Source organism: Fluviibacterium sp. S390 (genome assembly GCF_049800695.1).
GTDB lineage: Bacteria > Pseudomonadota > Alphaproteobacteria > Rhodobacterales > Rhodobacteraceae > Meridianimarinicoccus.
In genome coordinates this window covers 71,534-96,155 of sequence record NZ_JBNAFN010000019.1, presented here as the reverse complement: position 1 = coordinate 96,155, position 24,622 = coordinate 71,534, and the positions used below count along the sequence as shown (strand labels likewise).

Genomic DNA, 24,622 nt, shown 5'->3' with positions numbered 1-24,622 from the left:
GGGAAAGAAAGGCGCAAGCCGCGCCATCTGCCGTCGCTAAGCCAGAAGAGATCAGACATGTCACCGCTCGTTTTTCGAACGGTGAATCACGCTGATCGCCGGAAATCAATGGGTCCTGAGCCTAGCAACAATCAGGTCAAAATCATGAAAGAACTCGTCGCCGAGCTTTTCATGCCAATAGGCGATGACTTCTGCACGGTGGAAAACCCATGAGCGTGCGGGCAATGAACTGGGCGATTGAGGCCGCCAAGGGATCGAGGCTGACCAGCTCTGAGCGGCTGGTGCTGATGATCCTGGCGCATCACCACCACGACCGCACCAACGCGTGCTTCCCGAGCGTCGCGACCCTTGCCGAGGTTGCAGGGCTGTCGGTGCGGCGTGTTCAAATCACACTGCGGTCACTGGCCGACAAGGGGCTGATCAGCGTGGCCATACGCACCGAACACGGCAGGCAGCGCAGCAATCAGTATGACCTGTTTGGCCCGATGAGGGGTGACGCCAGCGTCGCCCCTAAGCCCGTGACGAGGGGTGACGCCCACTTCACCCCTAAGCGCTCGACGAGGGGTGACGGGGGGGACGCCCCTCAAAATAATCGAGGGGTGACGCTGGCGTCGCCCGATAGGGACTCTATACCAGATAGGGCGGAACGACTGCCGACAGAGATCATCGCATTCCCTCGAACCGTTGGAGGGAATTGAAGCGATGGATCTGCTTAGAAACGATCGATCAACTGGCGACCTGTTCGCAGATGGTCCCAATGCCGCAAATTCTGTGAACCGGCGGGACCGCGCTACTGAGTTTTCTCTTTTCGCGCAGGACGCGGCGGCGGGGTCCGAGACCCCAGCCGAGAGAGCTATGCGTTTCATGCATAGCTTGAGCATCCCGGAAGGGCCAAACGCCGGGAAGCCTGTTTCGCTCGCCCCCTTTCAGCGCCAGTTTATCGAGGGCGCGATGGCTGCCGACACCGCCAACGCCATTCTCAGCATCGGGCGCGGCAACGGCAAATCCGCGATCACGGCCGGGCTTGCGCTCGGCGGTCTCATCGGCGTCTGGGATCGCCAGCCACGACGCGAGATCGTTGCCGCTGCGCGGACCCGCGACCAGGGCCGCATTATCTGGGACTTTGTGGCAGGGTTCGCCGCAACCCTGCCGCTTGAGATCCAGCGCCGGCTGATCTACCGCCGCGCACCGCGTCTAGAAATCGAGTTTGAGGGCGATGGCGGCGGTCATGTGCTGCGGGTGATCGCTGCTGACGGCAAGTCTGCCCTGGGCGGCGCTCCGACGATGGCGATCCTGGACGAACGCGGGCACTGGGCTCTGGATCGCGGCGACGAGCTGGAACACGCCCTGCTGTCCGGTCTCGGCAAGCGCAAGGGCCGCGCCTTCCTGATCAGCACCAGCGCCAGCGACGACACGCACCCGTTTTCCCGGTGGATCGATGATCCGGCACCGGGTTCGTACGTCCAGGAACACCGGCCCGCGCCGGGCCTGCCTGCCGACGACCAGGAGAGCCTTTTGATCGCAAATCCCGGTGCTCCTCATGGCATCGGCGGCGATCTGGAATGGCTTGAAGCGCAGGCGAAACGGGCGATCGCGCGCGGTGGATCCAGCTTGACCAGCTTCCGGCTCTACAACCGCAATGAGCGTGTTTCCGGAGAATCTCGGGATCTGCTGATCACCCTGGACGAATGGTTGGCCTGCGAGACCGAAGCCCTGCCGCCCCGCGAAGGCGGCGTTGTGATCGGGATTGACCTGGGCGGCTCTGCGTCAATGACGGCTGCTGCGTTCTACTGGCCTGACACCGGGCGGCTTGAGTGCCTGGGCACATTCCCGTCCATGCCCAGCCTTCTGGACCGAGGGCAATCGGACGGCGTCGCCCGCCGCTATGTCGAAATGCAGGATCGCGGCGAACTGAACGTTCTTGGCGACAAGACGGTGCCGGTTGCCCCATGGCTGACCGAGGTGATGCGCCATGTCGAGGGCCAGAACGTGATGGCAATCACGATGGACCGCTACAAGCAGGCCGAGCTGTCCGAGGCCCTGAACCGGGCCGGTGCCCGTGCGCCCTGCGTTTGGCGCGGGCAAGGCTTCAGGGATGGCGGCGAAGACTGCGAGCGGTTCCGACGCGCGGCCTTCGATGGGCAGGTGAAGGCCCGCCCGTCGCTGCTGTTGCGGTCTGCATTCGCGGATGCGGTCTGTCTGCGTGACCCGGCCAACAACCTCAAGCTGGCGAAAGCCAGATCGACAGGCCGCATCGACGCTGCGGCGGCATCCGTGCTGGCAGTGGCGCAAGGCGCGCGCGTGGCCGCCCAGCCCAAGGCGAAAGCGAGGCTGCTATGGGTGTGAGGCGCGATCATCACCGGTTTTCCAAGCGCGTGACCCGCACGAAACGCTGGCAGGTTCTGAGAATGGAGATCCTGGAACGCGACGGCTTTCGTTGCCGCCATTGCGGCTGCGGCGGCCGCTTGGAGGTCGACCACATCAAGCCGGTCCGGACCGATCCAGATTTGTCCTACGAGCCGACAAACCTGCAGGCGCTTTGTCCCGGTTGCCACACGAAGAAAACCCGAATCGAGTGCGGGCACCCCAAGCCGCGCAAAGATCTCAGCGACTGGCAGAAGGCCGTTACCTCGCTGAGCGCCACGGACAAGAAACACATCGAGCAGAAAGGATAAGCCATGCTCACATCGAAGAAACTGGAACTGCGCCGGTCTGAAATCCGGCAATCCCTGGCCGAGCTGGCCAACATTGAAAGCCCGTCTGCGGATGAGCTGCGCAAGATGGGCGATCTGGACACGGAGTACCGCGCCAAGGAAGCGCAGTACCGCGCCGCGCTTGTCTCCGAAGACGAGGAACGCCGCGAGGCGGGGGCCGATCTGGAAACGCGCACCGCTCAGGAATGGTCCGATCTGATGAGCGGCTTCGAGGTTCGCCAGGTCGCCATGGCCCTGGACCACGGCCACCAGATCGACGGCCGCACGGCGGAAGTCATCACCGAGCTTCGCGGCCATGGGGCCTATCAAGGCATCCCGATTCCGTGGGAAGCGCTTGAGGTGCGCGCCGGTGAAACCATCGCCAGCGGAACCCCGGACCCCATCCAGACCCGCCCGATCATCGATCGGCTGTTCCCCAATTCGGTTGCGTCGCAGATGGGCGCGCAGATGATCTCGATCGATCATGGCGAGATCGAATGGCCAGTGGTGACGCAAGGTGCATCCGTGGGCTGGCAGGCAAGCGAGACCGGCAGTGCCGGTGCTGCGCAAGCGTTCCAGACCACGGACAAGGCACTGGCCCCGAACCAGACGCTTGGGGTGCAGATGAAGATCACCCGCAAGACGCTGAAACAGTCCGGGGCGGCCCTGGAACAGGCCGTGCGCCGCGACATGAACAGCGCCATGGGCGTTGAGCTCGATCGCGTGGTGTTCCTCGGCTCCGGAGCGTCTGGCGAGCCTCTGGGCGTGATCACTGGCGCTGCGACCTACGGCATCACCAGCACGGCAATCAGCGCCACCGCGACCGAGGCGGCTTTCCGCGCTGCTGTCACCCGGTTCATCACCGGCAACGCAGCATCCGGGCCGGGGGCTGTTCGTGGTCTGGTACGTCCCGAGCTGTGGGACTTCATGGATGGCACGATCTGGGACGCAGGCAGCGGTATCACCGAATGGGACCGCCTTGCCGCGAAACTGAGTAGCCTGGTTCTGAGCCACAACGCGCTTGCAGATCCGACCGGCTCGCCGCTGGCATGCTCGGCATTGCTGACCACCAATGCGGGCGGGGTGGCTCCGATCTTCTGCGGGAGGTGGTCTGGCGTGGACATGATTCGCGATCAATACACAGATGCGGCTTCGGGTGGCCTGCGGCTGACGGCGCTTGCGACCATGGACGTGACTGTTGCGCGCCCGACGCAGTTGGAGCTGCTGACCGGACTGGAGCTGGCCTGATGCTTTGGGGCGCTCATGTCGGCAGCCTTGAGCTGCGCACCGAGGGCGGGGAAACCCGCCTTCGGGCATCCTTTCCCTACGGCCGGGAAACCGTGCTGGCTGAACGCGTGGGCATGGGGCGTGAGCGGCGAGAGATGATCGCGGCCCGCGCCTTTGCCGATCGGCTGGATCGCGGGGAAGACGTGCATTTTCTCTCCGGTCACGACTTCAACAAACCGCTGGCATCCCGCGCGGCCGGCACCCTCATTCTCACCGAGACCGACGACGCGTTGACCGTTGAAGCGACGATCAGCGCGGACATGGGGCAAGTGTCCTATGTTCGGGACTTCCTCAGGGCGCATTCGGCAGGGCTGGTGCGTGGCCTGTCACCTGGCTTCCGGGTTCGACCTGGTGGCGAGACGGTGGAAGACCGCGGCAACGCAATCCTGCGCACGATCCGCGCGGCGGACCTGATCGAGATCAGCGCCGTGACCAAGCCCGCATACAGCCAGGCCCAGATCGAGGCCCGGAACTGGCAACCCGTTGGCGAAGTGGCGCAACGCGTTGTGCACCATCACGCCGCAACCCGTTGGAGGTAAGAATGCTTGGATGGCTCGCAAACAAGCTGCGCCCGATCGAGGCCCGTTCCAGTGGCTCGGGATACACCGCCCAGGTCATGGCCGCGCGGGACAGTCATATCAGCGGGCGGCGCGGCGTGGCCGAATTGACCGCTTCGGTGCAATCCTGTGTCAGCCTCTGGGAAGGTGGCTTCGCAATGGCAGACGTGGAAGGCACCGACCTTCTGACTCGGCAGGCGCTGGCCATGATCGCCAGATCCGTCGCCCTGAATGGTGAAGCGGTGCTTCTGGCAGGCAGCACCGGGCTTGTGCCTGCGATCGACTGGGACGTGACCACGCGCGACGGCAAGCCCCGTGCCTATCGCCTGTCTATCCCTGAGGCCGGGGGAGGCCGCACCGTCACGGCCCTTGCGGCCGAGGTGCTGCACTTGCGAATCGGCGCTGATCACACGACGCCATGGACCGGCACCGCCCCATTACGCCGCGCCAGCTTGACCGGGGCCATGCTTCACGCGGTTGAATCGGCTCTGGCCGAGACCTTCGAAAACGCCCCCATTGGCTCGCTGATCGTGCCATTGCCGGATAGTGGATCTGACGACATGGACCAGATGCGCACGGCGTTTCGCGGGCGGCGCGGATCGACGCTTGTGATCGAGGGCGTGGCCCAGGCGACGGCGGCGGGGATGAACCCCCAGATTGGCCAGAAGCCTGACCAGCTCAGCCCCGATCTGAGCAAGTCCATGACCCGAGAGACGCTTGACGCCGCACGAGAGGGCATCCTGGCAGCCTTTGGCGTCCTGCCTGCCCTGATGAACCGTGCGACCACCGGCCCCGTTGTACGCGAAGCACAGCGCCAGCTTGCCCTGTGGACGCTGCAACCCATTGCGGCGCTGTTGGCCGAAGAAGCGACGGACAAGCTGGGCAGCCCGGTCATGATCGACACGATCCGCCCCCTGCAAGCCTTCGATGCGGGCGGCCGTGCCCGCGCCTTGTCAGCAATCGTCAAGACCATGGCCGAAGCCAAGGATGCAGGCATCGCCCCGGCGGACCTGTCCGGCGCGATGCGCATGGTGGATTGGAGCGAATAGGGCAGGGTGCGCCCCGGAAACAATCGGGCCCGAAAGCACCTCGGATCAGTCGGTGAGTGCCGAATAACCCCGACAGCGCGCGGCCTTTACCTCCTAGGGGCGTGGCGCGCAAAAAAAATGGCCCCGAAGGGCGCACTTGATCGCGCATGAAATTTGCTGCAGGGTGCCCGTGGGCTTAGAAACCCGGACTGTGATAGCCGCAACACCTGACCAAGGTTTCCTACGTTGGAGCGTAGGGCGGCGAAATGCGTGAACGCTTGGCGGCGTTACGCTCCGACATTTTATGTCGGGGTGGTGGCGTCATACAAGACCGCTTGCGGAAAATCGTCGCGCCTGTCTCACAGCAGGTTTCTAACACCCCGGCGCCAGTCCGCCACTGGCACGGCCTTAGAAAGCCAAACTGTGAGACTGAAACCATGTCCAACCAAATCTCCCGCCGCACCCTCTTGACCGCTGTGCCCGCCTCGGGTGTCGCGCTGGCCTTGCCGACCTGTGCCAGCGCAGGCAACCAAACCCCGATCTTGAAGCTCTACGCGAAATGGCAGGATGCATGTGACGAGGCCGACAATCTTTGTACCGACGAGGAGATTGACAACGCGGTTGATCACTTGGTCGCGCTAGAAGATCAGATGATGGAGCTTCGATCCGAATGCGCCGCCGACCTTGCAGCAAAGATCGGTTCATACACGCGCTGGGGCGAATGCCCCGACCTGCCGCCGCTGGAAAGCCCGTTTTGGGATGAATTGCGGGTGTTGATCGCAGGGCACAATTGAGAAGTCCCGTTGCATGGTGCTTTACAAGCCCCCAGCCTTGGTGTTTAACGGTAGCACCAAGGCACGGGGCTTCGAAATGGCAGACGACTATCCGAGAATTGAGCCTGCTGGCTCCCTCACGATGGCGGGCGCAAACCGCATTTGGACACACCCGCAATTTCTTGTCGCGGACGTGTGCAAGATCACCGGCACGACCCCCAAAGCCCTTGAGCACTTCGTCAGCCCCAAGCGGGGCTTGGTCCGTTTGATCGGCGCTCACGTCAATCCCGGAACCGGACGCCGCCGCATTTTCTCTGGTGGCCAAGTTCTGATGATCGCGGCCGCCTACACCATGTCACGGATCGGTTTCCCGCAACGCTATGTCCGCACTTTGGCAGAGGATGTTGAGCGCCGCGCCCATTTTCGGGGCCTTCCTGGCGGCAATCTACAAACCGGGATGAAGATTGCGACCTATCCGATGAACGAGGGTGACGACTGGGTAGTGACCCGGCTTTTCAAGGAAATGGGGCAAGAGCCGGTGTTGCCCGTGGCCGTCCACCTGCTGGACGTTGACCGCCTGATTGACCAGGTGAAGGCGCAGCTTGAGGCGATGATTGCCGACGAGGAAGTGCCCGACTTCACCGTGCCCGACCCTGAGCCTGAGCCGAGCCCCTACAGTCCCGCGTCCAACTTCTACCGTGAATGGGAGAAGTCTGACAAAGGACGCTGGATCTACGTGGGCCTGTCCGAAGAAGAAACCGAAGAACTTCTGGCAATGCAGGGCAGCGAAATCCAGGGGGATGATTTGGTGATCGTTGGCGAGGGGCGAGGTGAGAGCGAGCGCTTCCTGGAGCTTATCGAAAAGCACGAGCGTGAACTTCTCAGGCGCGGCGGGATGGATATGGAGGGCGACGAATGATGAGCCAAGTCGTCGTCATATCCCCCGATGATCTTGAAGCGATCATCGAGCGCGCCGTGAGCAAGGCTCTGGGCGCTGCGAAGGGGCCGGAGGCGTGGTTGCCAGTGGCGACCGTCGCGGCCCGCCTAAGCAAGTCGGAAAAGACAATTCGCAACTGGATCAAAGAAGGCCGCTTCACCCGCGTCTCTGGCGGTGAAGGTTCGCCCTACTTGGTTTCATCCTTGGAAGTCGATGAATTGAGCCGCTCAGCCAATTCGTCGCCTGACGCTTCGTAATAGGTCAGCAACTCATTCAAGTTCTTATGCCCAGTCACGCGCGCCAGATCGAGAATTTCCAACCGCTTTGCCAAGCGGGTGATGGCCTCATGCCGCGTGTCATGGAAATGCAGGTTCTCAATTCCGGCTTTCTTGACCGCGAGGCGAAACACGCTGTCCCGGCTTGCCGCGTCGATATGGAACGGATGGGCGGCGCTATCGTTGTTCCCGTTCCTGACGGTTTCGAGAATTTCCAAGGCCCGCGTGGTCATGGGAACATCGCGAGAATGATCGTTCTTTGCTTCTGGAATGTGGACCACATTGCCGGTGACGTGCCGGTTCTGGATGGCGCGAATTTCACCGGAACGCATGGCGGTTTCGATGGCAAAAAGGAACATCGCGCCGGTTATCTGTTTCTCACTGACCCATGGGTGAGCAGACAGGCCCAGAACCTCGGTCAGCTTGTCAATCTCATCCTGAAAGACGCGGCGCTTACGGCGCCTGGCCTTTGGGGGGCGTCTCACCTCTGCCATAGGGTTGACGCGCAAGAGGCCCCATTCCTTCGTCGCGGTAGCAAAGACATGCTTGAGCAGGTTCATTTCCCGCGAGACGCTGGCGGGCTGGACATGGCCCAGCCGCATGTCGCGCCATGCGACCAGATCGGCGGTTGTCACGTCGCCAATGACGTATTCGCCCAAGGGCTTGCCGTTGACCAGATCGTCAGCAAACCGACTAAGCCGGATCACTTCCCATCGTTCGCCTTTCTTGCCCTTGGATCGTTCAAGGGCGTAGCGGTCAAAGACCTGTCGCAAGGTGTCGCTGCTGTCGGTTCCGGCGGCAATGCCAGCCTCAAATTCACGCGCCCACACCTGAGCGTCACGCTTCGTCTTGAAGGTCTTGGCCTTACGGACGGTCTTACCGTTTACGCGCCGCGCCACCTGCGCCTGCCAGCCTTTGGGTTTTGGAACGAAAGTCGCCATGCCCAGAATAGTAATCGAGTCGTAACTGACTTGGAAACGAATGGGTCACGGACTTCCTGTGACCTTCCCAATCGAGCACAAAAGGAGGCCAAAGGGAAAACAATGACCGAACATATGCCATTCTTGGGAAAGAATGGTGCCCAGGAGAGGACTCGAACCTCCACGTCCATACGGACACTAGCACCTGAAGCTAGCGCGTCTACCAATTCCGCCACCTGGGCAGGTGTCGTGAAGCGGCGTTTAGACCTGCTGCGGGGGGGGTGTCAACACGGGGTGCGAAACTTTCTGAAAAAAACTCTGCGCACGCCTCCACGACCCACCGCGACGCGATGCGCCTTGCCCGGGAAGGGTCCGGGCGATACATCCCAAAGGGAAATGCGCGGAGGCCAGAGATGACGCAACTTGTGACTGTTTTCGGGGGATCGGGCTTTGTCGGGCGCTACATCGTGCGCCGCCTTGCCAAGCAAGGCTACCGTGTGCGCGTGGCGGTGCGGCGGCCGAACGAGGCGATCTTCGTGAAGCCCTATGGTGTCGTCGGTCAGGTCGAACCGGTGTTCTGCAACATCCGCGATGACGACTCGGTGCGCGCGGTTCTGGGCGGGGCCGAGGCGGTGGTGAACTGCGTTGGAATCCTGAACGAGTTTGGCAAGAACAAGTTCGACAAGGTGCAGGCCGAAGGGCCGGGCCGTGTGGCACGGCTGGCCGCCGAGGCCGGGATCTCGCGCATGGTGCATGTGTCGGCCATCGGTGCCGACGCGGACAGCGACAGCGCCTATGCCCGTACCAAGGCCGCCGGCGAGGCGGGCGTGCTGGCGCATCAGCCCGATGCAGTGATCCTGCGGCCCTCGATCGTGTTCGGGCCCGAGGACGGGTTCTTCAACCGCTTTGCCAGCATGGCGCGCTTTGGCCCGGTGCTGCCGCTGGTGGGCGCCGACACGCGGTTTCAGCCGGTCTATGTGGACAATGTGGCCGAGGCCGCCGTCATGGGGGTGACCGGCGCGGCAGCGCCCGGTGTCTATGAACTGGGCGGGCCGGAAGTGGCCAGTTTCCACGACTTGATGCAGGACATGCTCAAGGTCATCCGCCGCCGTCGCCTGATCGTGAACACGCCGTTCTGGATCGCCTGGATCATGGGCGCCAGCCTGGACCTGGTGCAGAAGATCGGCATGGGCCTGATCGAGAACAAGATGCTGACCGCCGACCAGGTGCGCAACCTGCGCAATGACAACGCGGTCTCGGACGGCGCGCGCGGGCTGGCCGATCTGGGCATCACGCCGGTGGCTTATGGCGCGGTGCTGGATGATTACCTGTGGCGCTTCCGCCCTACCGGCCAGTACGAGGCGTTGACCGAATCCGCCAAGGACATGAAAGCCTGAACCGGCCCCCTGGGCACAGACCACGGGGCGGCCTTCACGGTCGCCCTTGTCATGTCAGCTATAGGCAATGCCCAGCAGGATCAGCCCCAGGATCACGCGATAGATCACATAGGGTGTGAAGCTGACCGACTTCAGCAGCCGCATCATCAGCACCAGTGCCAGCAACGCCGAACCGAAGGCGAAAACCGCCGCGATGGCCGCATCCAGCGCCAGCGCCGGATCCCAATGCGCCATCACATCCAGCGTCAGCAAACCGCCCGCCATGGCAATGGTCGGGATCGACATCAGCATGGCCAGCTTGGCACCATCCTCCCGCGTATAGCCCAAAGCGCGGGCACCGGTGATGGTGATACCCGACCGCGAGGTGCCGGGGATCAGCGCCAGCACCTGCCACAGCCCCATGATGATGGCATCGCGCAGGGTCCAGTCCTCGGCCTTGCGAACCTTGGGCCCCCTCTGGTCGAAGACGTACAGAACGATGCCGAACACCAGCATGGTCCAGCCGATCACCGCGACCGAGCGCATGGCGTCGTTCAACCCGGTAACCTTCAGGATCAGCCCGACGATCACCACCGGCACCGTCGCCACCGCCAGCAGGAAGGCCAGCCGCGCCCCCGGCGTGTCGATCCGCCCCCGCAGCAACCGCAGGGTGCCCACTGCGGCCAGCTTCACGTCCGACCAGAAATACAGGATCACGGCGAACAACGTACCCACATGAACGGCCACATCGATGGCCAGCCCCTGATCGTCCATCCCGGTCAGATTCGGCAGAAGAATCAGGTGGCCAGACGAAGAGATCGGTAAAAATTCGGTCACGCCCTGGATGATGGCGATCAGAAGAAGGTGAAACAGGGACATGTCGTTGGAATCCGTACCTTGGGGAAGAACTCGTAAGATATTGTTATTGATCGTATTTTAGATTTATAAGTCAGTATATATGACTTATATTTCCCGCATTTGACCCGATGATGCTGCATTGCCGCAGGCTCGTGAGGGAAAATAGGTCACTACTTATGACTTTTCATTTCCTCTTCTCCCTACTAAAAGGCCCCCGACCCCAGTTGAGCGAGGTAACGGGATGGCCAAGCAAAAGATGCTTCAGTTTGTGTCCGTAGCACGGGACATGCCTGAAAAGCGTGCGCCCAATCTTCGCAACCAGGACTTCGGTGAAATCTACGCGGAATTTGCCGCGCAGAAGGCGGAAGAGCAAGCGAGCCGGTGCAGCCAGTGTGGTGTACCTTACTGCCAGTCGCATTGCCCTTTGCACAACAACATTCCCGACTGGTTGCGCATGACCGCCGAAGGACGGCTTGAGGAAGCCTATGAACTCAGCCAGGCGACCAACACCTTCCCCGAGATCTGCGGCCGGATCTGCCCGCAAGACCGGTTGTGCGAAGGCAATTGCGTGATCGAACAGTCGGGCCATGGCACCGTGACCATCGGCTCGGTCGAGAAATACATCACCGACACCGCTTTTGAAAAAGGCTGGGTCAAGCCCATCGTTCCGGCAGCGGAACGCGGCGAGAGCGTCGGCATCATCGGCGCCGGTCCCGGCGGGCTGGCCGCGGCCGACCGTCTGCGCCGCGCGGGTGTGCAGGTCACGGTCTATGACCGCTACGACCGCGCCGGCGGGCTGCTGACCTATGGCATCCCCGGTTTCAAGCTGGAAAAACCCGTCGTCATGCAGCGTATCGAGCAGCTGGAACAAGGCGGCGTCATCTTCAAACTGAACTGCACCGTGGGCGATGACATCTCGTTCGCCGATATCCGCAAGGCACATGATGCTGTGTTGATCGCCACCGGCGTCTACAAGACCCGCGATCTGCAGGGCCCCGGCTCGGGTGCCGAGGGCATCGTGCGCGCCATCGATTACCTGACCGCCTCGAACCGCGTCGGCTTTGGCGACACGGTGGCCGAATACGAAAGCGGCGAATTGAACGCCAAAGGCAAGAAGGTCGTGGTCATCGGCGGCGGCGACACCGCCATGGATTGCGTGCGCACCGCCGTGCGGCAGGGCGCCGAAAGCGTCAAATGCCTGTACCGCCGCGACCGGACCAACATGCCGGGCTCGCAGCGCGAGGTGGCCAATGCCGAGGAAGAAGGCGTGGAATTCGTCTGGCTGTCGGCCCCCAAGGGCTTTGCCGGCGATCCGGTCAGCGGCGTCATGGTGCAGAAGATGCGCCTGGGCGCGCCGGATGCCACCGGCCGCCAGATGCCCGAACTGATCGAAGACGCGGACTATGTGGAAGAGGCCGATCTGGTGGTGAAAGCCCTTGGGTTCGAGCCGGAAGACCTGCCAACGCTCTGGGGTCAGCCGGATCTGGAAGTGACCCGTTGGGGCACCGTGAAGGCCGATTTCCGCACCCATCAGACCGCGATGGATGGCGTTTACGCGGTGGGCGACATCGTGCGTGGTGCCTCGCTGGTGGTCTGGGCGATCCGTGATGGCCGTGAAGCGGCGGACGCGATGCTGGCAACTTTTGACGCGAAATCCGCGTCCGTGGCGGCAGAATAAGCCGCGCTGGAAAACGTCTGGCCCGCGTATGGCAGACGTATGGCTTCCGGGCTGGCCGCCAAGGCCAGCCTGTCCCGAACCGGGTCAGACAGATTGACCTGTTTCGGCCCTGCAACGGAAAGGACTGAGCGATGGCTTCGACAACCGGCGGCTGCCTGTGTGGCGCAGTCCGTTACACCCTCGCCGAAGCGCCCGAAAGATATGGCGCCTGCCATTGCGGCATGTGCCGCCGCTGGACCGGCGGAATCGAGTTGGGCCTGGAAGTCCCGCCCGGCGGCGTGACTTTCGAGGGCGCGGACAACATCCGCATCTACACATCGTCCGACTGGGCCGAGCGCGGGTTCTGCGGCACCTGCGGCAGCAACCTGTTCTGGCGGCTGACCGTCCCCGGCCCGATGCACGGGTTGATGTCCGTCACCGCGGGCACACTGGACAGCCTGGACGGTCTGACCCTGACCACCGAGGTCTACATCGATCACAAGCCGGCGGGCCATGCCTTTGCCGGGGACACCAAGAAAATGACCGAGGCCGACATCCTTGCGATGGTTGCTGCCTCCAATCCGGGAGACCCCTCATGACCAAATACGATCAGGCCTGGGTGGCCCAGCAAGAAGCACAGCGCGCCTTTCTGGCGGAACAGGGCATGTACCTGCCCGACGAAGAGAAAGCCAACTGCGGCGTCGGTCTTGTGGTCAGCGTCGATGGTTCGCCCTCGCGGCAGGTGGTCGAAGCGGGCATCACCGCGCTGAAGGCAATCTGGCACCGGGGCGCCGTGGATGCCGATGGCAAGACCGGCGACGGCGCGGGCATCCATGTGCAGATCCCGGCCCCGTTCTTCTATGACCAGATCCGCCGCACCGGCCACGAGCCGAACATGGAGCAGCTGATTGCCGTGGGCCAGGTCTTCCTGCCGCGCACCAACTTCGGCGCCCAGGAAACATGCCGGACCATCGTCGAGGCCGAGGTTCTGCGCATGGGCTATTACATCTACGGATGGCGCCATGTGCCGGTGGATATCTCCTGCCTTGGCGAAAAGGCCAACGCCACCCGCCCCGAGATCGAGCAGATCATCATCTCCAACAACAAGGGCGTGGATGAGGAAACCTTCGAGCGCGAACTGTATGTCATCCGCCGCCGGATCGAGAAAGCCGCCGCCGCGCAGGGCGTGGGCGAGTTGTACATCTGTTCCCTGAGCTGCCGGTCGATCATCTACAAGGGCATGATGCTGGCCGAGCAGGTGGCGGAGTTTTACCCCGACCTGATGGACGACCGGTTTGAAAGCGCCTTCGCGATCTATCACCAGCGCTATTCGACCAACACCTTCCCGCAGTGGTGGCTGGCCCAGCCGTTCCGCATGTTGGCGCACAACGGCGAGATCAACACGCTGAAGGGCAACATCAACTGGATGAAAAGCCACGAGATCCGCATGGCCTCGGCGACCTTTGGCGACCTGGCCGAGGACATCAAGCCGATCGTGCGGCAGGGATCGTCGGACTCGGCCGCGCTGGATTCGGTGTTCGAGGTTCTGGTGCGGGCCGGACGCTCGGCGCCGATGGCAAAAACCATGCTGGTGCCGGAAAGCTGGTCAAAGCAGGCGGTGGACCTGCCGCCGGCGTGGCGCGACATGTATTCCTACTGCAACTCGGTGATGGAGCCCTGGGACGGTCCGGCCGCGCTGGCGATGACCGATGGCCGCTGGGTCTGTGCCGGGGTGGACCGCAACGGTCTGCGCCCGATGCGCTATGTGGTGACCGGCGACGGCCTGCTGATCGCGGGGTCGGAAGCGGGCATGGTGCCGGTGGATGAAGCGACCGTGGTCGAAAAAGGCGCGCTGGGACCGGGGCAGTTGATTGCCGTGGATATGACCGACGGCAATCTCTACCACGACACCGAGATCAAGAACCGTCTGGCCGCGGCGCAGCCGTTCGGCGACTGGGTCGGCAAGATCAGCGATCTGAGCGAAACCCTGGACGGGCTGACCGAAACCGCCATGTTCTCGGGCGCCGAGCTGCGCAAGCGGCAGATCGCGGCGGGCTACAGCATCGAGGAGCTGGAGCAGATCCTCACCCCCATGGCCGAGGACAGCAAGGAGGCGCTGGCCTCGATGGGCGATGACACGCCGTCGGCGGTTTTGTCCGAGAAATACCGCCCGCTGAGCCATTTCTTCCGCCAGAACTTCAGCCAGGTGACCAACCCGCCGATCGACAGCCTGCGCGAATACCGCGTGATGAGCCTGAAGACGCGTTTCGGCAACCTGAAGAACGTGCTGGACGAGGACAGCAGCCAGACCGAGATCCTGGTGCTGGACAGCCCCTTCGTGGGCAACGCCCAGTTCGAGGCGCTCAAGCACCAGTTCAACGCTCCGCTGACAGAGATCGACTGTACCTTCCCCGCCGGCGGCGGTGACCGCGCCCTGCGCAAATGTCTCAACCGCATCCGCGACGAGGCCGAAGAGGCGGTGCGCTCGGGGGCGGGTCATCTGATCCTGACCGACATTCACCAGAACGAAGACCGGGTGCCGATGCCGATGATCCTGGCGACCTCGGCGATCCACAGCGGGCTGACCGACAAGGGTCTGCGGACCTTCTGTTCGATCGGTGTGCAGTCGGCGGAATGCATCGACCCGCATTACTTCGCGGTGCTGATCGGCGCGGGTGCGACAGTGGTGAACCCCTATCTGGCCGAGGACAGCCTGGCCGACCGCATCGAGCGCGGCCTGCTGGAAATGTCGCTGTCCGAGGCGGTGGCGCGCTATCGCCATGCCATCGACCAGGGCCTGCTGAAGATCATGGCGAAGATGGGGATCTCGGTGATTTCCTCGTATCGCGGCGGTCTGAACTTCGAGGCTGTGGGCCTGAGCCGCGCCATGTGCGCCGAGTTCTTCCCCGGCATGCACAGCCGCATTTCCGGCATCGGCGTGGTCGGCATCCAGCGCAAGCTGGAGCAGGTCCATGCCAAGGGCTGGCGCGGCGGCCAGGACGTGCTGCCCATCGGCGGTTTCTACAAGGCGCGCCGCACCGGCGAGACCCACGCCTGGGAAGCGCAATCGATGCACATGATGCAATCGGCCTGCGACCGGGCCTCGTTCGAGATGTGGAAGCAGTATTCGGCCAAGATGCGGTCGAACCCGCCGATCCACCTGCGCGACCTGCTGGACATCAAGCCGCTGGGCAAGCCGGTGCCGATCGAAGAAGTGGAAAGCATCACCTCGATCCGCAAGCGCTTTGTCACGCCGGGCATGTCGCTGGGGGCGCTGAGCCCCGAGGCGCACAAGACCCTGAACGTGGCCATGAACCGCATCGGCGCCAAGTCCGACAGCGGCGAGGGCGGCGAGGATCCGGCGCATTTCCACCCCGAGCCCAACGGCGACAACCCGTCGGCGAAGATCAAGCAGGTGGCCTCGGGCCGGTTCGGCGTCACCGCCGAATACCTCAACCAGTGCGAAGAGCTTGAAATCAAGGTGGCCCAAGGTGCCAAACCCGGCGAGGGTGGCCAGCTTCCGGGCATGAAGGTCACCGACCTGATCGCCCGCCTGCGCCATTCGACCAAGGGTGTGACGCTGATCTCGCCGCCGCCACACCACGACATCTATTCGATCGAGGACCTGGCACAGCTGATCTACGACCTGAAACAGATCAACCCGCGCTGCAAGGTGACGGTGAAGCTGGTGGCGTCCTCGGGCGTCGGCACCATCGCCGCCGGGGTGGCCAAGGCCAAGGCCGATGTGATCCTGATTTCGGGGCACAACGGCGGCACCGGGGCGTCGCCCGCGACCTCGATCAAATACGCGGGCCTGCCGTGGGAAATGGGGCTGACCGAGGCGCATCAGGTTCTGTCGATGAACAAGCTGCGCGACCGGGTCACCCTGCGCACCGATGGCGGGCTGCGCACCGGGCGCGACATCGTCATCGCCGCGCTGATGGGCGCCGAGGAATACGGCATCGGCACCGCCGCCCTGATCGCCATGGGCTGCATCATGGTGCGCCAGTGCCAGTCCAACACCTGCCCGGTGGGCGTCTGCACGCAGGATGAAAGCCTGCGCGCCAAGTTCACCGGCTCGGCCGACAAGGTGGTCAACCTGATCACCTTCTACGCCACCGAGGTGCGCGAGATCATGGCCGAGATGGGCGTGCGCACGCTGGACGAGATCATCGGCCGCGCCGATCTTCTCAGCCAGGTCAGCCGCGGCTCGGCACATCTGGACGATCTGGACCTGAACCCGCTGCTGATCACCGTCGATGGTGCCAAGGACGCGAAATACGACCGCAACAAGCCGCGCAACCCGGTGCCCGACACGCTGGACGCCGAGATCGTCGAGGATGCGGCGCGCTTCCTGGAAGACGGTGAGAAGATGCAGCTGTCCTACGCGGTGCAGAACACCCGCCGGACGGTGGGCACCCGCACATCCAGCCACATCGTGCGGCGCTTCGGGATGCGCAATTCGCTGCAGCCCGATCACCTGACGGTGAAACTGACCGGGTCCGCCGGGCAGTCGCTGGGGGCCTTTGCGGCACCAGGTCTGAAGCTGGAAGTGCAGGGCGATGCCAACGACTATGTCGGCAAGGGCCTGTCGGGCGGCACCATCGTGGTCCGGCCACAGCAGGTCAGCCCGCTGGTGGCGTCGAAGAACACCATCATCGGCAACACCGTGCTGTATGGCGCCACCGACGGCTACCTGTTTGCCGCAGGGCGCGCGGGCGAGCGATTCGCCGTGCGCAACTCGGGGGCGAAAGTGGTGATCGAGGGCTGCGGCTCGAACGGGTGTGAATACATGACCGGCGGGGTCGCGGTGATCCTGGGCAGCATCGGCGCCAACTTCGGCGCGGGCATGACCGGCGGCATGGCCTATCTGTACGATCCCGACGGCGCGGCCCCGGCCCTGATGAACATGGAAACCCTGGTGACCTGCCCGGTGACCCAGGATCATTGGGAAACTCAGCTGAAGGGCCTGGTCGAACGGCATCATGCGGAAACCGGCAGCCGCAAGGCCGCCGATATCCTGCAGCATTGGGACCTGGAAAAAGCCAACTTCATGCAGATCTGTCCCAAGGAGATGCTGGTGCATCTGCCGCATCCGCTGGGCATCCCGGCAGAAGCGGTGCCGGCGGAATAGACGGTCGGGGGCGGCTCCCGCCCCTTGGACGATCTGCTGATCGCAAAGCGTTGGGCGGGACAGGTGCGGGCATTCGCCCGCGCCTGTCTGCATCTGGCCGCTGGAGACGCACAATCCCGCAGCGGCACGGCCCGTGGCGATGGCGGGCCAACCTGCCGAGAGGCCGTTTGCGGGCAGGTCTGCCGCAAACAGGCCTGTTCCAGAATGGGATGCGAGTCGCGCCCGCCTCAAGGCCACTCGTGCCTCGGGCCTTGACCCGGCCCCGACTCACGGTTTTTGTGACCGCAGGCGGAAACCACCGCCCCGGATGACGCACAACAGGGAGATTTCAGATGGCCGATTTGATCGTGGTGGCTTTTGACGACGAGGCCACGGGGTTCGAGCTGCGCGCCGAACTGGCGAAGCTGCAGAAGGAATACCTGCTGGAGATGGAAGACGCGGTGGTCGTCACCAAGGATGATGCGGGCAAGGTCAAGCTGCACCAGGCGATGAACCTGACCGCGGCCGGGGCTGTGGGCGGCTCGTTCTGGGGCCTGCTGATCGGGGTTCTGTTCCTGAACCCGCTGATCGGTGTGGCCGCCGGTGCCGGTGCCGGCGCGGTCTCGGGCGCGCTGACCGACCTGGGCGTGAATGACAAGTTCATGAAGGAAATGGGCGAAAGCCTGACACCGGGCGGCAGCCAGGTATTCGTCCTGCTCAAGAAGGTCACCGGCGACAAGGTTCTGGAGAACCTCGAGCACTTCCGCAACAAGGGCAAGGTGCTGCAGACCTCGTTGAGCCACGACAATGAAGAGGCGCTGCGCAAGCTGCTGGAAGGCGCGGAAGGGTAGGACAAATGCGCCGCGATCTGGCATGATGTGTCCGGCATACGGAGGAAAATCATGCGACTGAAACTTGTCTTGTCCGCCGTGCTGATCGCTTTCGCGGCGCAGGCCCATGCGGTGACCCTGAAGCTGAGCTATCAGGGTGCCGACATGCCCCATGTGTCGGGGCCGCCGGATCCCGGGCGTCCGTTCTACCCGGCGTTCTTCGGGGATGTCGTGCTGAGCGAGGCCGCCTATGGCCAAAGCTTCGCCAACAGCACCGTGCAATTCTACGGCATCAACGGTCCGGGCAATCCGGCCAACCAGACCGCCGGGATCGTGTCGTGGGGGCTTTCGTTCCCGCTGTACGCGGTGGCGGGCAGTTCGATCAGCTTCACCTTCGGGCCGGCCTATCAGCTTCAGTCCTGGAGCCTGGATGCACTGGACGGGCCGCCGGATTACATCATGGGGACGGTCTTCGATACGGTGCTGGGCGGCGAGCGTGGCACCTATCGGGTGGCGGCAAGCAGCTGGTCGGTGTCGCAGGTGCCGCTGCCGGGGGCGGCGGGACTGCTGGGCGTGGCGCTGCTGGGACTGGGCGCCCTGCGGCGTCGGGGCTGAGGCCTGCGTCTTGGCGCGCCCGGTGCGGACCGCTAAGGTCCGGGCGTGACGAAACGACAAACGACCCCCAAGACAGCGGCGCGTGGCCGCCGGATCTGGCGCTGGCTTCGGCTGGCGCCTTTGCTCGTGTTGGTCCTGCTGGGCGGGCTGCTGGCCGCTTATGCGGTCTTCCCGATCCCCACGACCCCCTACATGCTGGGCGAGCGGGCGCGGCTGGGCGAGATCCGCTATGACTGGCGCAACATCGAGGACATCGCCCCGGTGATGGCCCGTTCGGCCGTGGCGGCCGAGGATGCCAATTACTGCACTCACTGGGGTTTCGACATGGCGGCCCTGCGCGCGGCCATCGACGGCGGGCTGAAGCGCGGCGGCTCGACCATCAGTCAGCAGGTGGTGAAGAACGTCTTCCTGTGGCAGGGGCGCAGCTGGCCGCGTAAGGCGCTGGAGGCGCTGCTGACCCCGGCGGTGGAACTGGTCTGGTCGAAGAAGCGGATCCTGGAGGTCTATCTGAACGTCGTCGAATTTGACGCGGGCGTCTTCGGCATCGGCGCCGCGGCGCCCTGGTATTTCGGGGTCAGCGCCGACAAACTGAGCGCCACGCAGGCCGCGCGGCTGGCCGCCGTGCTGCCCAATCCGAAGGAACGCTCGGCCTCGAAACCCTCGGCCAGCCTGCGGCGGCGGGCAGCGTCCATCGCTGACGGGGCGGCGACAATCCGGCGCGATGGTCGCGCCGACTGTTTCAGCGGTTGATCTGCCCTCGTCTTCACGGCAAGACGAAGGAAACCCCTGACAACCGAGCCGCAATGACCGTCCTGTATCATCACCCGCTGTGCCCGTTCAGCCGCAAGGTGCGCCTGACCCTGTCCGAGAAACGTCTGGACACGGATTTGCAGGAAGAAAAATTCTGGGAAAAATCCCCCGACCACCTGGCCCGCAACATCGTGGGGCGGGTGCCGGTGCTGAAGATCGACGGGCTGGTGCTGAGCGAGAGCACGGCGATCTGCGAATACCTGGAAGAGGTCTATCCCACCCCTGCCCTGATGCCCGGCGATCCGCGCGAACGGGCCGAGGTGCGGCGCCTGGTGGGGATCTTCGATGACAGCTTCTACCGCGAAGTCACCCTGAAGATCCTGGGCGAGCGGGTGATGAAGAAGATCACTGGCGCCGGCCAACCCGACAGCCGCAACGTCAAGGACGGGATGATGCGGATCAAGTTCTACCTCGACTACATGGGTGAATTGCTGGACCACCGCCGCTGGCTGGCCGGCGATGTGATGACGGCGGCCGATTTCGCCGCCGCCGCGCAGCTTTCGGTGATGGACTATACTTCGGACGTGGATTGGAACCGCAGCGCGGTGCTGAAGGACTGGTACGCCAAGATCAAGTCGCGCCCGGCCTATCGGCCCCTGCTGCGCGACATGGTGGCGGGATTCCCGCCGCCGCTGCATTATTCCGATCTGGATTTCTGACACGTCGGGCCATGCGGCCCGGACAGGACAGGCGGGACCATGGCCAAGGCACGACGCGACCCGGAGGCCCTGAAGGCCGCGCTGCGCGACGAGGCGCTGGCGGCGGGCTTTGCCGACATGGGCATCTGCCGCCCCGATGCGGTGCCCGAGATCGCGGGTCGGCTGGCGCACTACGTGGCCGAGGGGCGGCACGGGCAGATGGGCTGGATGGCCGAACGGATGCATTGGCGCGGCGCGCCCGACGCCCTGTGGCCCGAGGCGCAAAGCGTCATCATGCTGGCCGAGGCATATACGCCCGATCACGATCCGCGCACGGTGCTGGGCCAGCCCGACCGCGCCGCGATCAGCGTCTATGCCCAGAACCGCGACTATCATGACATCGTCAAGAAACGGCTGAAACGCGTGGGCCGCTGGCTGCTGGCGCAACCCGAGGCGGCGGACGCCGGGATCAAGGTGTTCGTCGATACCGCGCCTGTGATGGAAAAGCCGCTGGCGGCGGCGGCGGGGCTGGGCTGGCAGGGCAAGCACACCAACCTGCTCAGCCGCGATCTGGGCAGTTGGTTCTTCCTTGGGGCGATCTTCACCACCGTGGCCCTGCCGGTGGATGCCCCCGCGCGCGAGAATTGCGGCAGTTGCACCGCCTGTCTGGATGTGTGCCCGACCGATGCCTTCCCGGCGCCGTTCCAACTGGATGCGCGGCGCTGCATTTCCTACCTGACCATCGAGCACAAGGGCCCGGTGGACGACGACCTGCGGCCCGGTCTGGGCAACCACATCTACGGCTGCGACGACTGCCTTGCCGCCTGCCCATGGAACAAGTTCGCAGTGGCCGCGCAGGAGGTCCGCTATGCCGCGCGCGACGACCTGCGCGCGCCACCGCTGGCCGAACTGGCCGGGCTGGACGATGCCGGGTTCCGGGCGCGGTTCAGCGGCTCGCCGATCAAGCGCATCGGCCGGGACCGGTTCATCCGCAACGTGGTTTACGCTATCGGCAACAGCGGCGATGCCACCCTGCGCCCCGTTGTGGAAAATCTGGCGCAGGATCAATGCGCTACGGTTCGTGATGCGGTCCAATGGGCCCTGGCGCGCCTGCCGGGCAGCACCTCTGCGGGTTAACCCTGGTTCGGGATCATACCCGGGCAGCTCTCCCTAAACGAGTATAATTCCCCTGTAACGGTAAACGGTTTGGGGTTTTGGATGAGACAAATGGTGGTGGCGGGGCTGGCAGCCCTTGGAATGATGGCAGGTGCCGCGCAGGCGGCCATCGTCCAGAATGGCAGTTTCGAGCAAAGCTTCGCCACGCCCGGCAAGCGCAATGGCGGGCAGGTGTTCGACAAGCTGCAATCTGGGCGGGGTTCGTCGTGGCAGGTCTGGGATGCCCTGCCGGGCTGGACCACGAAAAGCGGCTACGGGATTGAAGTGCAATCGAACCGCACCCTGCGCGGCATCGACGCGCAGCACGGCCTGCACTACCTGGAAATGGACAGCAACAACAACTCGTCGATGGTTCAGGAAGTGGTGCTGGATATGGGCGAGCACATGCTGGAATTCTTCTACAGCCCGCGCACGCAGCGCGCCCAGTCCAACGACATCTCGTGGGGGCTGGACGGGCTGACCAAAGGCGTCGTCTCGGACCGCGATGCGGGTACGAAGATCGGGCAATGGACGCGGGTGACGCAGGTGTTCAACGTTGCCAAGGCCGGCACCTATACGCTGGGTTTCGGGGCCCTGGGCCGCAGCGACGGCCTGGGCGGGCTGCTCGACAATGTTTCGATCACCGCAATGGGCCTGTCCAACACCCCGGCGCCGGTGCCCTTGCCGGGGGCCGCGCTGATGCTGGCCTCGGCGGCGGGGGCGTTGGTCTCGATTCGGCGGCTGCGGCGGGCCCGGACCTGATCCGGCCGCACACCTGCGGTCCCGGCCTTCGAAAAATCCGGCGGGCCGGGATCGTCGCGCGCGGGGAAACCGGATAGAACCGGCGCATGAGTGTTGTTTCCGCCCCCCCGCACCAGCCGTTTCGCGGCATCCTGTTCAAACTGATCGCGGTGCTGTCTTTCGTCATCATGGCCAGCCTTGTGAAGGCGGCGGCCGCCGAAGGCGTGCCCCCCGGCGAGGCGGTGTTCTTCCGGTCGTTCTTTGCGCTGCCGGTGATCCTGGTCTGGGTGCTCTGGCAGGGCAAATTGCAGGGGGCACTGAAGGTGAAAAGCCCCACCGCCCATGTGCTGCGCGGCCTGGTCGGAACAGCCGCCATGGGGCTGGGCTTTGCCGGGCTGGCCTATCTGCCGCTGCCCGAGGCGATTGCCCTGGGCTATACCATGCCGCTTCTGGTGGTCATTTTCGCCGCCATGTTCCTGAAGGAAAACGTCGGCATCTTCCGCTTTTCGGCGGTCATCATCGGCTTTGTCGGGGTCGGCATCATCCTGGCCCCGCGCCTGACAATCACCCCCGGCGGGGTGGCCGACCGCGAGGCCCTGGGCGCGCTGCTGGTGCTGATGGGCGCCTGTTTCGCCTCGCTGGCGCAGATCCACATCCGCAACATGGTGCAGGTCGAGCAGACCAGCGCCATCGTCTTCTGGTTCTCGGTCACATCGTCCGTACTGGCACTGATGACCCTGCCTTTCGGCTGGGTGCTGCCGTCGGCCTCGACAGCGGGGCTGCTGGTGGTGGCGGGGCTTCTGGGCGGCTTCGGGCAGATCTTCCTGACCTCAAGCTATCGCTATGCCGAAGCCTCTCTGATCGCGCCGTTCGAATATGCCTCGATGCTGGTTTCCCTGGTGATCGGATATTTCGTGTTTCAGGAGATTCCGACACCGCAGGTGCTGATCGGTGCCTCGGTGGTGATTGGCGCCGGGGTCATCATTATCCTGCGCGAACGGCACCTTGGCCTGCAACGTGCCAAGTCGCGCGAAACCATGACGCCACAAGGTTAGGTTGTATTTCGGAATCGGCAGGAATCATGCTAGGGTGGGCCCCCTAATCGATCAGGAGGTTGCCATGAGACGCCATGTTCTGGACCACACCAAAGCTCGAACCACGTCAGGGATGAAACTGTCGTTTTCGCGTATCGACAAGGAAATGGGCCCCCGTCGGGAAACCCTGATGCTGCAACGCCGCCCCAAGCAGCGGACCACCGAAAACATGATGCGGGCCTTCGCACGGATCGAGCGCGGCTATACCGTCTGACTTTCAGGCTGAACGACGAAAAATGGCGCCCCGGCGGGCGCCATCCGTGTTTTCGGATGCGATACGCGGTGCCTATCAGGCCCGCACCAGCTTTTCGTAGGAGTCCGAGATGTCGCGCGCCAGGGCGCCGACTTCGAAGGTGTAATCCCCGATCTGGCCCACCGGCGTGACCTCGGCAGCGGTGCCGGTCAGCCAGCACTGTTCAAAGCCTTCCAGTTCCTCGGGCATGATGTGGCGTTCATGCACGTTGATGCCCTTTTCCACCAGCATCTGGATCACGGTCTGCCGGGTCAGCCCGTTCAGGAAGCAATCGGGCAGCGGCGTGTGCACCTCGCCATCCTTCACGAAGAAGATGTTGGCCCCGGTCGCTTCGGCCACGTAGCCGCGATAGTCGAACATCATCGCATCCGAACAGCCCTTGGCCTCGGCCGCGTGCTTGGACATGGTGCAGATCATGTAAAGCCCGGCCGCCTTGGCATGGCAGGGGATGGTTTCGGGCGACGGGCGTTTCCACTTGGAAATGTCCAGCTTCGCGCCCTTCATCTTGGCATCGCCGTAATAGGCGCCCCATTCCCAGGCGGCCACGGCCAGACGCACCGGGTTGCGGGCCGAGGCGACGCCCATGTCTTCACCCGCGCCGCGCCAGGCAATGGCCCGCACATAGGCATCCGACAGGCCGTTGGCCTTCATGGTGGCGTATTTCGCTTCTTCGATCTGCTCGACGGTCCAGGGCACCTGGAAGTCGATCAGCTCGGCCGATCGTTTCAGCCGCTCGGAATGCGCCACCGATTTGAAGATCTTGCCGCCATAGGCACGCTCGCCTTCGAACACGGAAGAGGCGTAATGCATCGCGTGGGTCAGGATATGTACCTTGGCATCGCGCCACGGCACAAGGGTTCCGTCCAGCCAGATTTTGCCGTCGCGATCGTCGTAGCCACCCGCCATCATTCCATCCTTTTCATGCGGCCCGTTCGGGGATTTTCAAAAGTTGCGCATCTCAGGGCCGAAGCGGACTGAATATTGCGCAATTTCAGAAAGGGAGGTATCCGTT

General features: G+C 63.8%; 25 protein-coding genes and 1 tRNA gene. 22 read left to right on the top strand and 4 right to left on the bottom strand.

Features of this window, described 5'->3' with window-relative positions; all coding sequences use genetic code 11:
- The 10 genes from ACP15K_RS15190 to ACP15K_RS15145 all read left to right on the top strand — a co-directional run.
- Window positions 1–213, top strand: a 213-nt coding sequence (locus ACP15K_RS15190; protein WP_424990878.1) for a hypothetical protein, incomplete at its 5' end; no start/stop codon positions are given.
- The gene (locus tag ACP15K_RS15185) at window positions 210–698 is read left to right on the top strand and encodes a helix-turn-helix domain-containing protein (RefSeq protein ID WP_424990877.1); all 489 of its coding nucleotides are present in this window, start codon (window positions 210–212) and stop codon (window positions 696–698) included. The genes ACP15K_RS15190 and ACP15K_RS15185, both read left to right, overlap by 4 nt.
- Before the next feature lie 253 nt (window positions 699–951).
- Window positions 952–2,346 carry a terminase TerL endonuclease subunit gene (locus ACP15K_RS15180; protein ID WP_424990651.1) on the top strand — a complete coding sequence of 465 codons (1,395 nt, stop codon included), beginning with the start codon at window positions 952–954 and terminating at the stop codon, window positions 2,344–2,346.
- A 62-nt stretch (window positions 2,347–2,408) separates the two neighbouring features.
- A complete protein-coding gene (locus ACP15K_RS15175; RefSeq protein WP_424990876.1) occupies window positions 2,409–2,675 on the top strand; it encodes an HNH endonuclease in 267 nt (88 codons plus the stop codon).
- 3 nt (window positions 2,676–2,678) lie between these two features.
- The gene (locus ACP15K_RS15170; RefSeq protein ID WP_424990875.1) at window positions 2,679–3,941 is read left to right on the top strand and encodes a phage major capsid protein; all 1,263 of its coding nucleotides are present in this window, start codon (window positions 2,679–2,681) and stop codon (window positions 3,939–3,941) included.
- Complete coding sequence (locus tag ACP15K_RS15165; protein ID WP_424990648.1) at window positions 3,941–4,519, top strand: HK97 family phage prohead protease; 579 nt, start codon at window positions 3,941–3,943, stop codon at window positions 4,517–4,519. Before ACP15K_RS15170 ends, ACP15K_RS15165 begins: the two co-directional genes overlap by 1 nt.
- Window positions 4,520–4,521: 2 nt before the next feature.
- Window positions 4,522–5,586, top strand: a complete 1,065-nt coding sequence (locus tag ACP15K_RS15160; protein WP_424990874.1) for a phage portal protein — start codon at window positions 4,522–4,524, stop codon at window positions 5,584–5,586.
- A 245-nt stretch (window positions 5,587–5,831) separates the two neighbouring features.
- Complete coding sequence (locus ACP15K_RS15155; protein WP_424990873.1) at window positions 5,832–6,359, top strand: hypothetical protein; 528 nt, start codon at window positions 5,832–5,834, stop codon at window positions 6,357–6,359.
- A gap of 76 nt (window positions 6,360–6,435) precedes the next feature.
- Window positions 6,436–7,257: a hypothetical protein gene (locus tag ACP15K_RS15150; RefSeq protein WP_424990872.1), complete on the top strand. Its 822-nt coding sequence runs from the start codon at window positions 6,436–6,438 to the stop codon at window positions 7,255–7,257.
- Window positions 7,254–7,532 (top strand): helix-turn-helix domain-containing protein, encoded by a 279-nt coding sequence (locus ACP15K_RS15145; RefSeq protein WP_424990871.1) that lies wholly within the window; start codon window positions 7,254–7,256, stop codon window positions 7,530–7,532. Before ACP15K_RS15150 ends, ACP15K_RS15145 begins: the two co-directional genes overlap by 4 nt.
- On the opposite strand, the gene ACP15K_RS15140 is transcribed toward ACP15K_RS15145, so the two are convergent.
- Complete coding sequence (locus ACP15K_RS15140; protein WP_424990870.1) at window positions 7,463–8,491, bottom strand: tyrosine-type recombinase/integrase; 1,029 nt, start codon at window positions 8,489–8,491, stop codon at window positions 7,463–7,465. The genes ACP15K_RS15145 and ACP15K_RS15140 overlap by 70 nt on opposite strands.
- Window positions 8,492–8,625: 134 nt before the next feature.
- Window positions 8,626–8,712 (bottom strand) — tRNA-Leu (locus ACP15K_RS15135).
- Between the two features lie 171 nt (window positions 8,713–8,883).
- Here ACP15K_RS15135 and ACP15K_RS15130 point away from each other — a divergent pair.
- A complete protein-coding gene (locus ACP15K_RS15130; RefSeq protein ID WP_193143120.1) occupies window positions 8,884–9,867 on the top strand; it encodes a complex I NDUFA9 subunit family protein in 984 nt (327 codons plus the stop codon).
- 54 nt (window positions 9,868–9,921) lie between these two features.
- Here ACP15K_RS15130 and ACP15K_RS15125 read toward each other — a convergent pair whose 3' ends face one another.
- Complete coding sequence (locus tag ACP15K_RS15125) at window positions 9,922–10,725, bottom strand: undecaprenyl-diphosphate phosphatase (RefSeq protein WP_193143119.1); 804 nt, start codon at window positions 10,723–10,725, stop codon at window positions 9,922–9,924.
- A 220-nt stretch (window positions 10,726–10,945) separates the two neighbouring features.
- Between ACP15K_RS15125 and ACP15K_RS15120 the strand changes: the two genes are divergently transcribed.
- The 11 genes from ACP15K_RS15120 to ACP15K_RS15070 all read left to right on the top strand — a co-directional run bounded on the left by ACP15K_RS15120 (window position 10,946) and on the right by ACP15K_RS15070 (window position 23,571).
- Window positions 10,946–12,382 carry an NAD(P)-dependent oxidoreductase gene (locus ACP15K_RS15120; RefSeq protein WP_193143118.1) on the top strand — a complete coding sequence of 479 codons (1,437 nt, stop codon included), beginning with the start codon at window positions 10,946–10,948 and terminating at the stop codon, window positions 12,380–12,382.
- Window positions 12,383–12,513: 131 nt separating this feature from the next.
- The gene (locus tag ACP15K_RS15115; RefSeq protein WP_193143117.1) at window positions 12,514–12,960 is read left to right on the top strand and encodes a GFA family protein; all 447 of its coding nucleotides are present in this window, start codon (window positions 12,514–12,516) and stop codon (window positions 12,958–12,960) included.
- Window positions 12,957–17,495, top strand: coding sequence for a glutamate synthase large subunit (gltB, locus tag ACP15K_RS15110; protein ID WP_424990869.1), 4,539 nt, complete (start codon window positions 12,957–12,959; stop codon window positions 17,493–17,495). The genes ACP15K_RS15115 and gltB overlap by 4 nt, the downstream gene beginning before the upstream one ends.
- Before the next feature lie 332 nt (window positions 17,496–17,827).
- Complete coding sequence (locus ACP15K_RS15105; protein ID WP_193143115.1) at window positions 17,828–18,325, top strand: DUF1269 domain-containing protein; 498 nt, start codon at window positions 17,828–17,830, stop codon at window positions 18,323–18,325.
- Window positions 18,326–18,376: 51 nt separating this feature from the next.
- The gene (locus tag ACP15K_RS15100; RefSeq protein WP_193143114.1) at window positions 18,377–18,919 is read left to right on the top strand and encodes a hypothetical protein; all 543 of its coding nucleotides are present in this window, start codon (window positions 18,377–18,379) and stop codon (window positions 18,917–18,919) included.
- Between the two features lie 45 nt (window positions 18,920–18,964).
- Entirely contained in the window at window positions 18,965–19,669 is a 705-nt protein-coding gene (gene mtgA, locus ACP15K_RS15095) for a monofunctional biosynthetic peptidoglycan transglycosylase (RefSeq protein ID WP_424990868.1), read from the top strand.
- A gap of 53 nt (window positions 19,670–19,722) precedes the next feature.
- The gene (locus ACP15K_RS15090; protein WP_193143112.1) at window positions 19,723–20,388 is read left to right on the top strand and encodes a glutathione S-transferase family protein; all 666 of its coding nucleotides are present in this window, start codon (window positions 19,723–19,725) and stop codon (window positions 20,386–20,388) included.
- 39 nt (window positions 20,389–20,427) lie between these two features.
- Window positions 20,428–21,504 carry a tRNA epoxyqueuosine(34) reductase QueG gene (queG, locus tag ACP15K_RS15085; protein ID WP_193143111.1) on the top strand — a complete coding sequence of 359 codons (1,077 nt, stop codon included), beginning with the start codon at window positions 20,428–20,430 and terminating at the stop codon, window positions 21,502–21,504.
- An 81-nt stretch (window positions 21,505–21,585) separates the two neighbouring features.
- The gene (locus ACP15K_RS15080; protein ID WP_424990867.1) at window positions 21,586–22,284 is read left to right on the top strand and encodes a hypothetical protein; all 699 of its coding nucleotides are present in this window, start codon (window positions 21,586–21,588) and stop codon (window positions 22,282–22,284) included.
- Between the two features lie 86 nt (window positions 22,285–22,370).
- Window positions 22,371–23,318, top strand: coding sequence for a DMT family transporter (locus tag ACP15K_RS15075; protein WP_193143109.1), 948 nt, complete (start codon window positions 22,371–22,373; stop codon window positions 23,316–23,318).
- 64 nt (window positions 23,319–23,382) lie between these two features.
- A complete protein-coding gene (locus ACP15K_RS15070; RefSeq protein WP_193143108.1) occupies window positions 23,383–23,571 on the top strand; it encodes a hypothetical protein in 189 nt (62 codons plus the stop codon).
- A gap of 75 nt (window positions 23,572–23,646) precedes the next feature.
- On the opposite strand, the gene ACP15K_RS15065 is transcribed toward ACP15K_RS15070, so the two are convergent.
- Window positions 23,647–24,516: a branched-chain amino acid aminotransferase gene (locus ACP15K_RS15065; protein ID WP_193143107.1), complete on the bottom strand. Its 870-nt coding sequence runs from the start codon at window positions 24,514–24,516 to the stop codon at window positions 23,647–23,649.
- Window positions 24,517–24,622: the final 106 nt, after the last annotated feature.

Excerpts from the sequence above, each read along its gene's own strand:
- ACP15K_RS15185 (WP_424990877.1), top strand. The coding sequence starts at position 210 with ATGAGCGTGCGGGCAATGAACTGGGCGATTGAGGCCGCCAAGGGATCG.
- ACP15K_RS15180 (WP_424990651.1), top strand. The coding sequence starts at position 952 with ATGGCTGCCGACACCGCCAACGCCATTCTCAGCATCGGGCGCGGCAAC.
- ACP15K_RS15175 (WP_424990876.1), top strand. The coding sequence starts at position 2,409 with ATGGAGATCCTGGAACGCGACGGCTTTCGTTGCCGCCATTGCGGCTGC.
- ACP15K_RS15170 (WP_424990875.1), top strand. The coding sequence starts at position 2,679 with ATGCTCACATCGAAGAAACTGGAACTGCGCCGGTCTGAAATCCGGCAA.
- ACP15K_RS15165 (WP_424990648.1), top strand. The coding sequence starts at position 3,941 with ATGCTTTGGGGCGCTCATGTCGGCAGCCTTGAGCTGCGCACCGAGGGC.
- ACP15K_RS15160 (WP_424990874.1), top strand. The coding sequence starts at position 4,522 with ATGCTTGGATGGCTCGCAAACAAGCTGCGCCCGATCGAGGCCCGTTCC.
- ACP15K_RS15155 (WP_424990873.1), top strand. The coding sequence starts at position 5,832 with ATGCGTGAACGCTTGGCGGCGTTACGCTCCGACATTTTATGTCGGGGT.
- ACP15K_RS15150 (WP_424990872.1), top strand. The coding sequence starts at position 6,436 with ATGGCAGACGACTATCCGAGAATTGAGCCTGCTGGCTCCCTCACGATG.
- ACP15K_RS15145 (WP_424990871.1), top strand. The coding sequence starts at position 7,254 with ATGATGAGCCAAGTCGTCGTCATATCCCCCGATGATCTTGAAGCGATC.
- ACP15K_RS15140 (WP_424990870.1), bottom strand. The coding sequence starts at position 8,491 with ATGGCGACTTTCGTTCCAAAACCCAAAGGCTGGCAGGCGCAGGTGGCG.
- ACP15K_RS15130 (WP_193143120.1), top strand. The coding sequence starts at position 8,884 with ATGACGCAACTTGTGACTGTTTTCGGGGGATCGGGCTTTGTCGGGCGC.
- ACP15K_RS15125 (WP_193143119.1), bottom strand. The coding sequence starts at position 10,725 with ATGTCCCTGTTTCACCTTCTTCTGATCGCCATCATCCAGGGCGTGACC.
- ACP15K_RS15120 (WP_193143118.1), top strand. The coding sequence starts at position 10,946 with ATGGCCAAGCAAAAGATGCTTCAGTTTGTGTCCGTAGCACGGGACATG.
- ACP15K_RS15115 (WP_193143117.1), top strand. The coding sequence starts at position 12,514 with ATGGCTTCGACAACCGGCGGCTGCCTGTGTGGCGCAGTCCGTTACACC.
- gltB (WP_424990869.1), top strand. The coding sequence starts at position 12,957 with ATGACCAAATACGATCAGGCCTGGGTGGCCCAGCAAGAAGCACAGCGC.
- ACP15K_RS15105 (WP_193143115.1), top strand. The coding sequence starts at position 17,828 with ATGGCCGATTTGATCGTGGTGGCTTTTGACGACGAGGCCACGGGGTTC.
- ACP15K_RS15100 (WP_193143114.1), top strand. The coding sequence starts at position 18,377 with ATGCGACTGAAACTTGTCTTGTCCGCCGTGCTGATCGCTTTCGCGGCG.
- ACP15K_RS15090 (WP_193143112.1), top strand. The coding sequence starts at position 19,723 with ATGACCGTCCTGTATCATCACCCGCTGTGCCCGTTCAGCCGCAAGGTG.
- queG (WP_193143111.1), top strand. The coding sequence starts at position 20,428 with ATGGCCAAGGCACGACGCGACCCGGAGGCCCTGAAGGCCGCGCTGCGC.
- ACP15K_RS15080 (WP_424990867.1), top strand. The coding sequence starts at position 21,586 with ATGAGACAAATGGTGGTGGCGGGGCTGGCAGCCCTTGGAATGATGGCA.
- ACP15K_RS15075 (WP_193143109.1), top strand. The coding sequence starts at position 22,371 with ATGAGTGTTGTTTCCGCCCCCCCGCACCAGCCGTTTCGCGGCATCCTG.
- ACP15K_RS15070 (WP_193143108.1), top strand. The coding sequence starts at position 23,383 with ATGAGACGCCATGTTCTGGACCACACCAAAGCTCGAACCACGTCAGGG.
- ACP15K_RS15065 (WP_193143107.1), bottom strand. The coding sequence starts at position 24,516 with ATGGCGGGTGGCTACGACGATCGCGACGGCAAAATCTGGCTGGACGGA.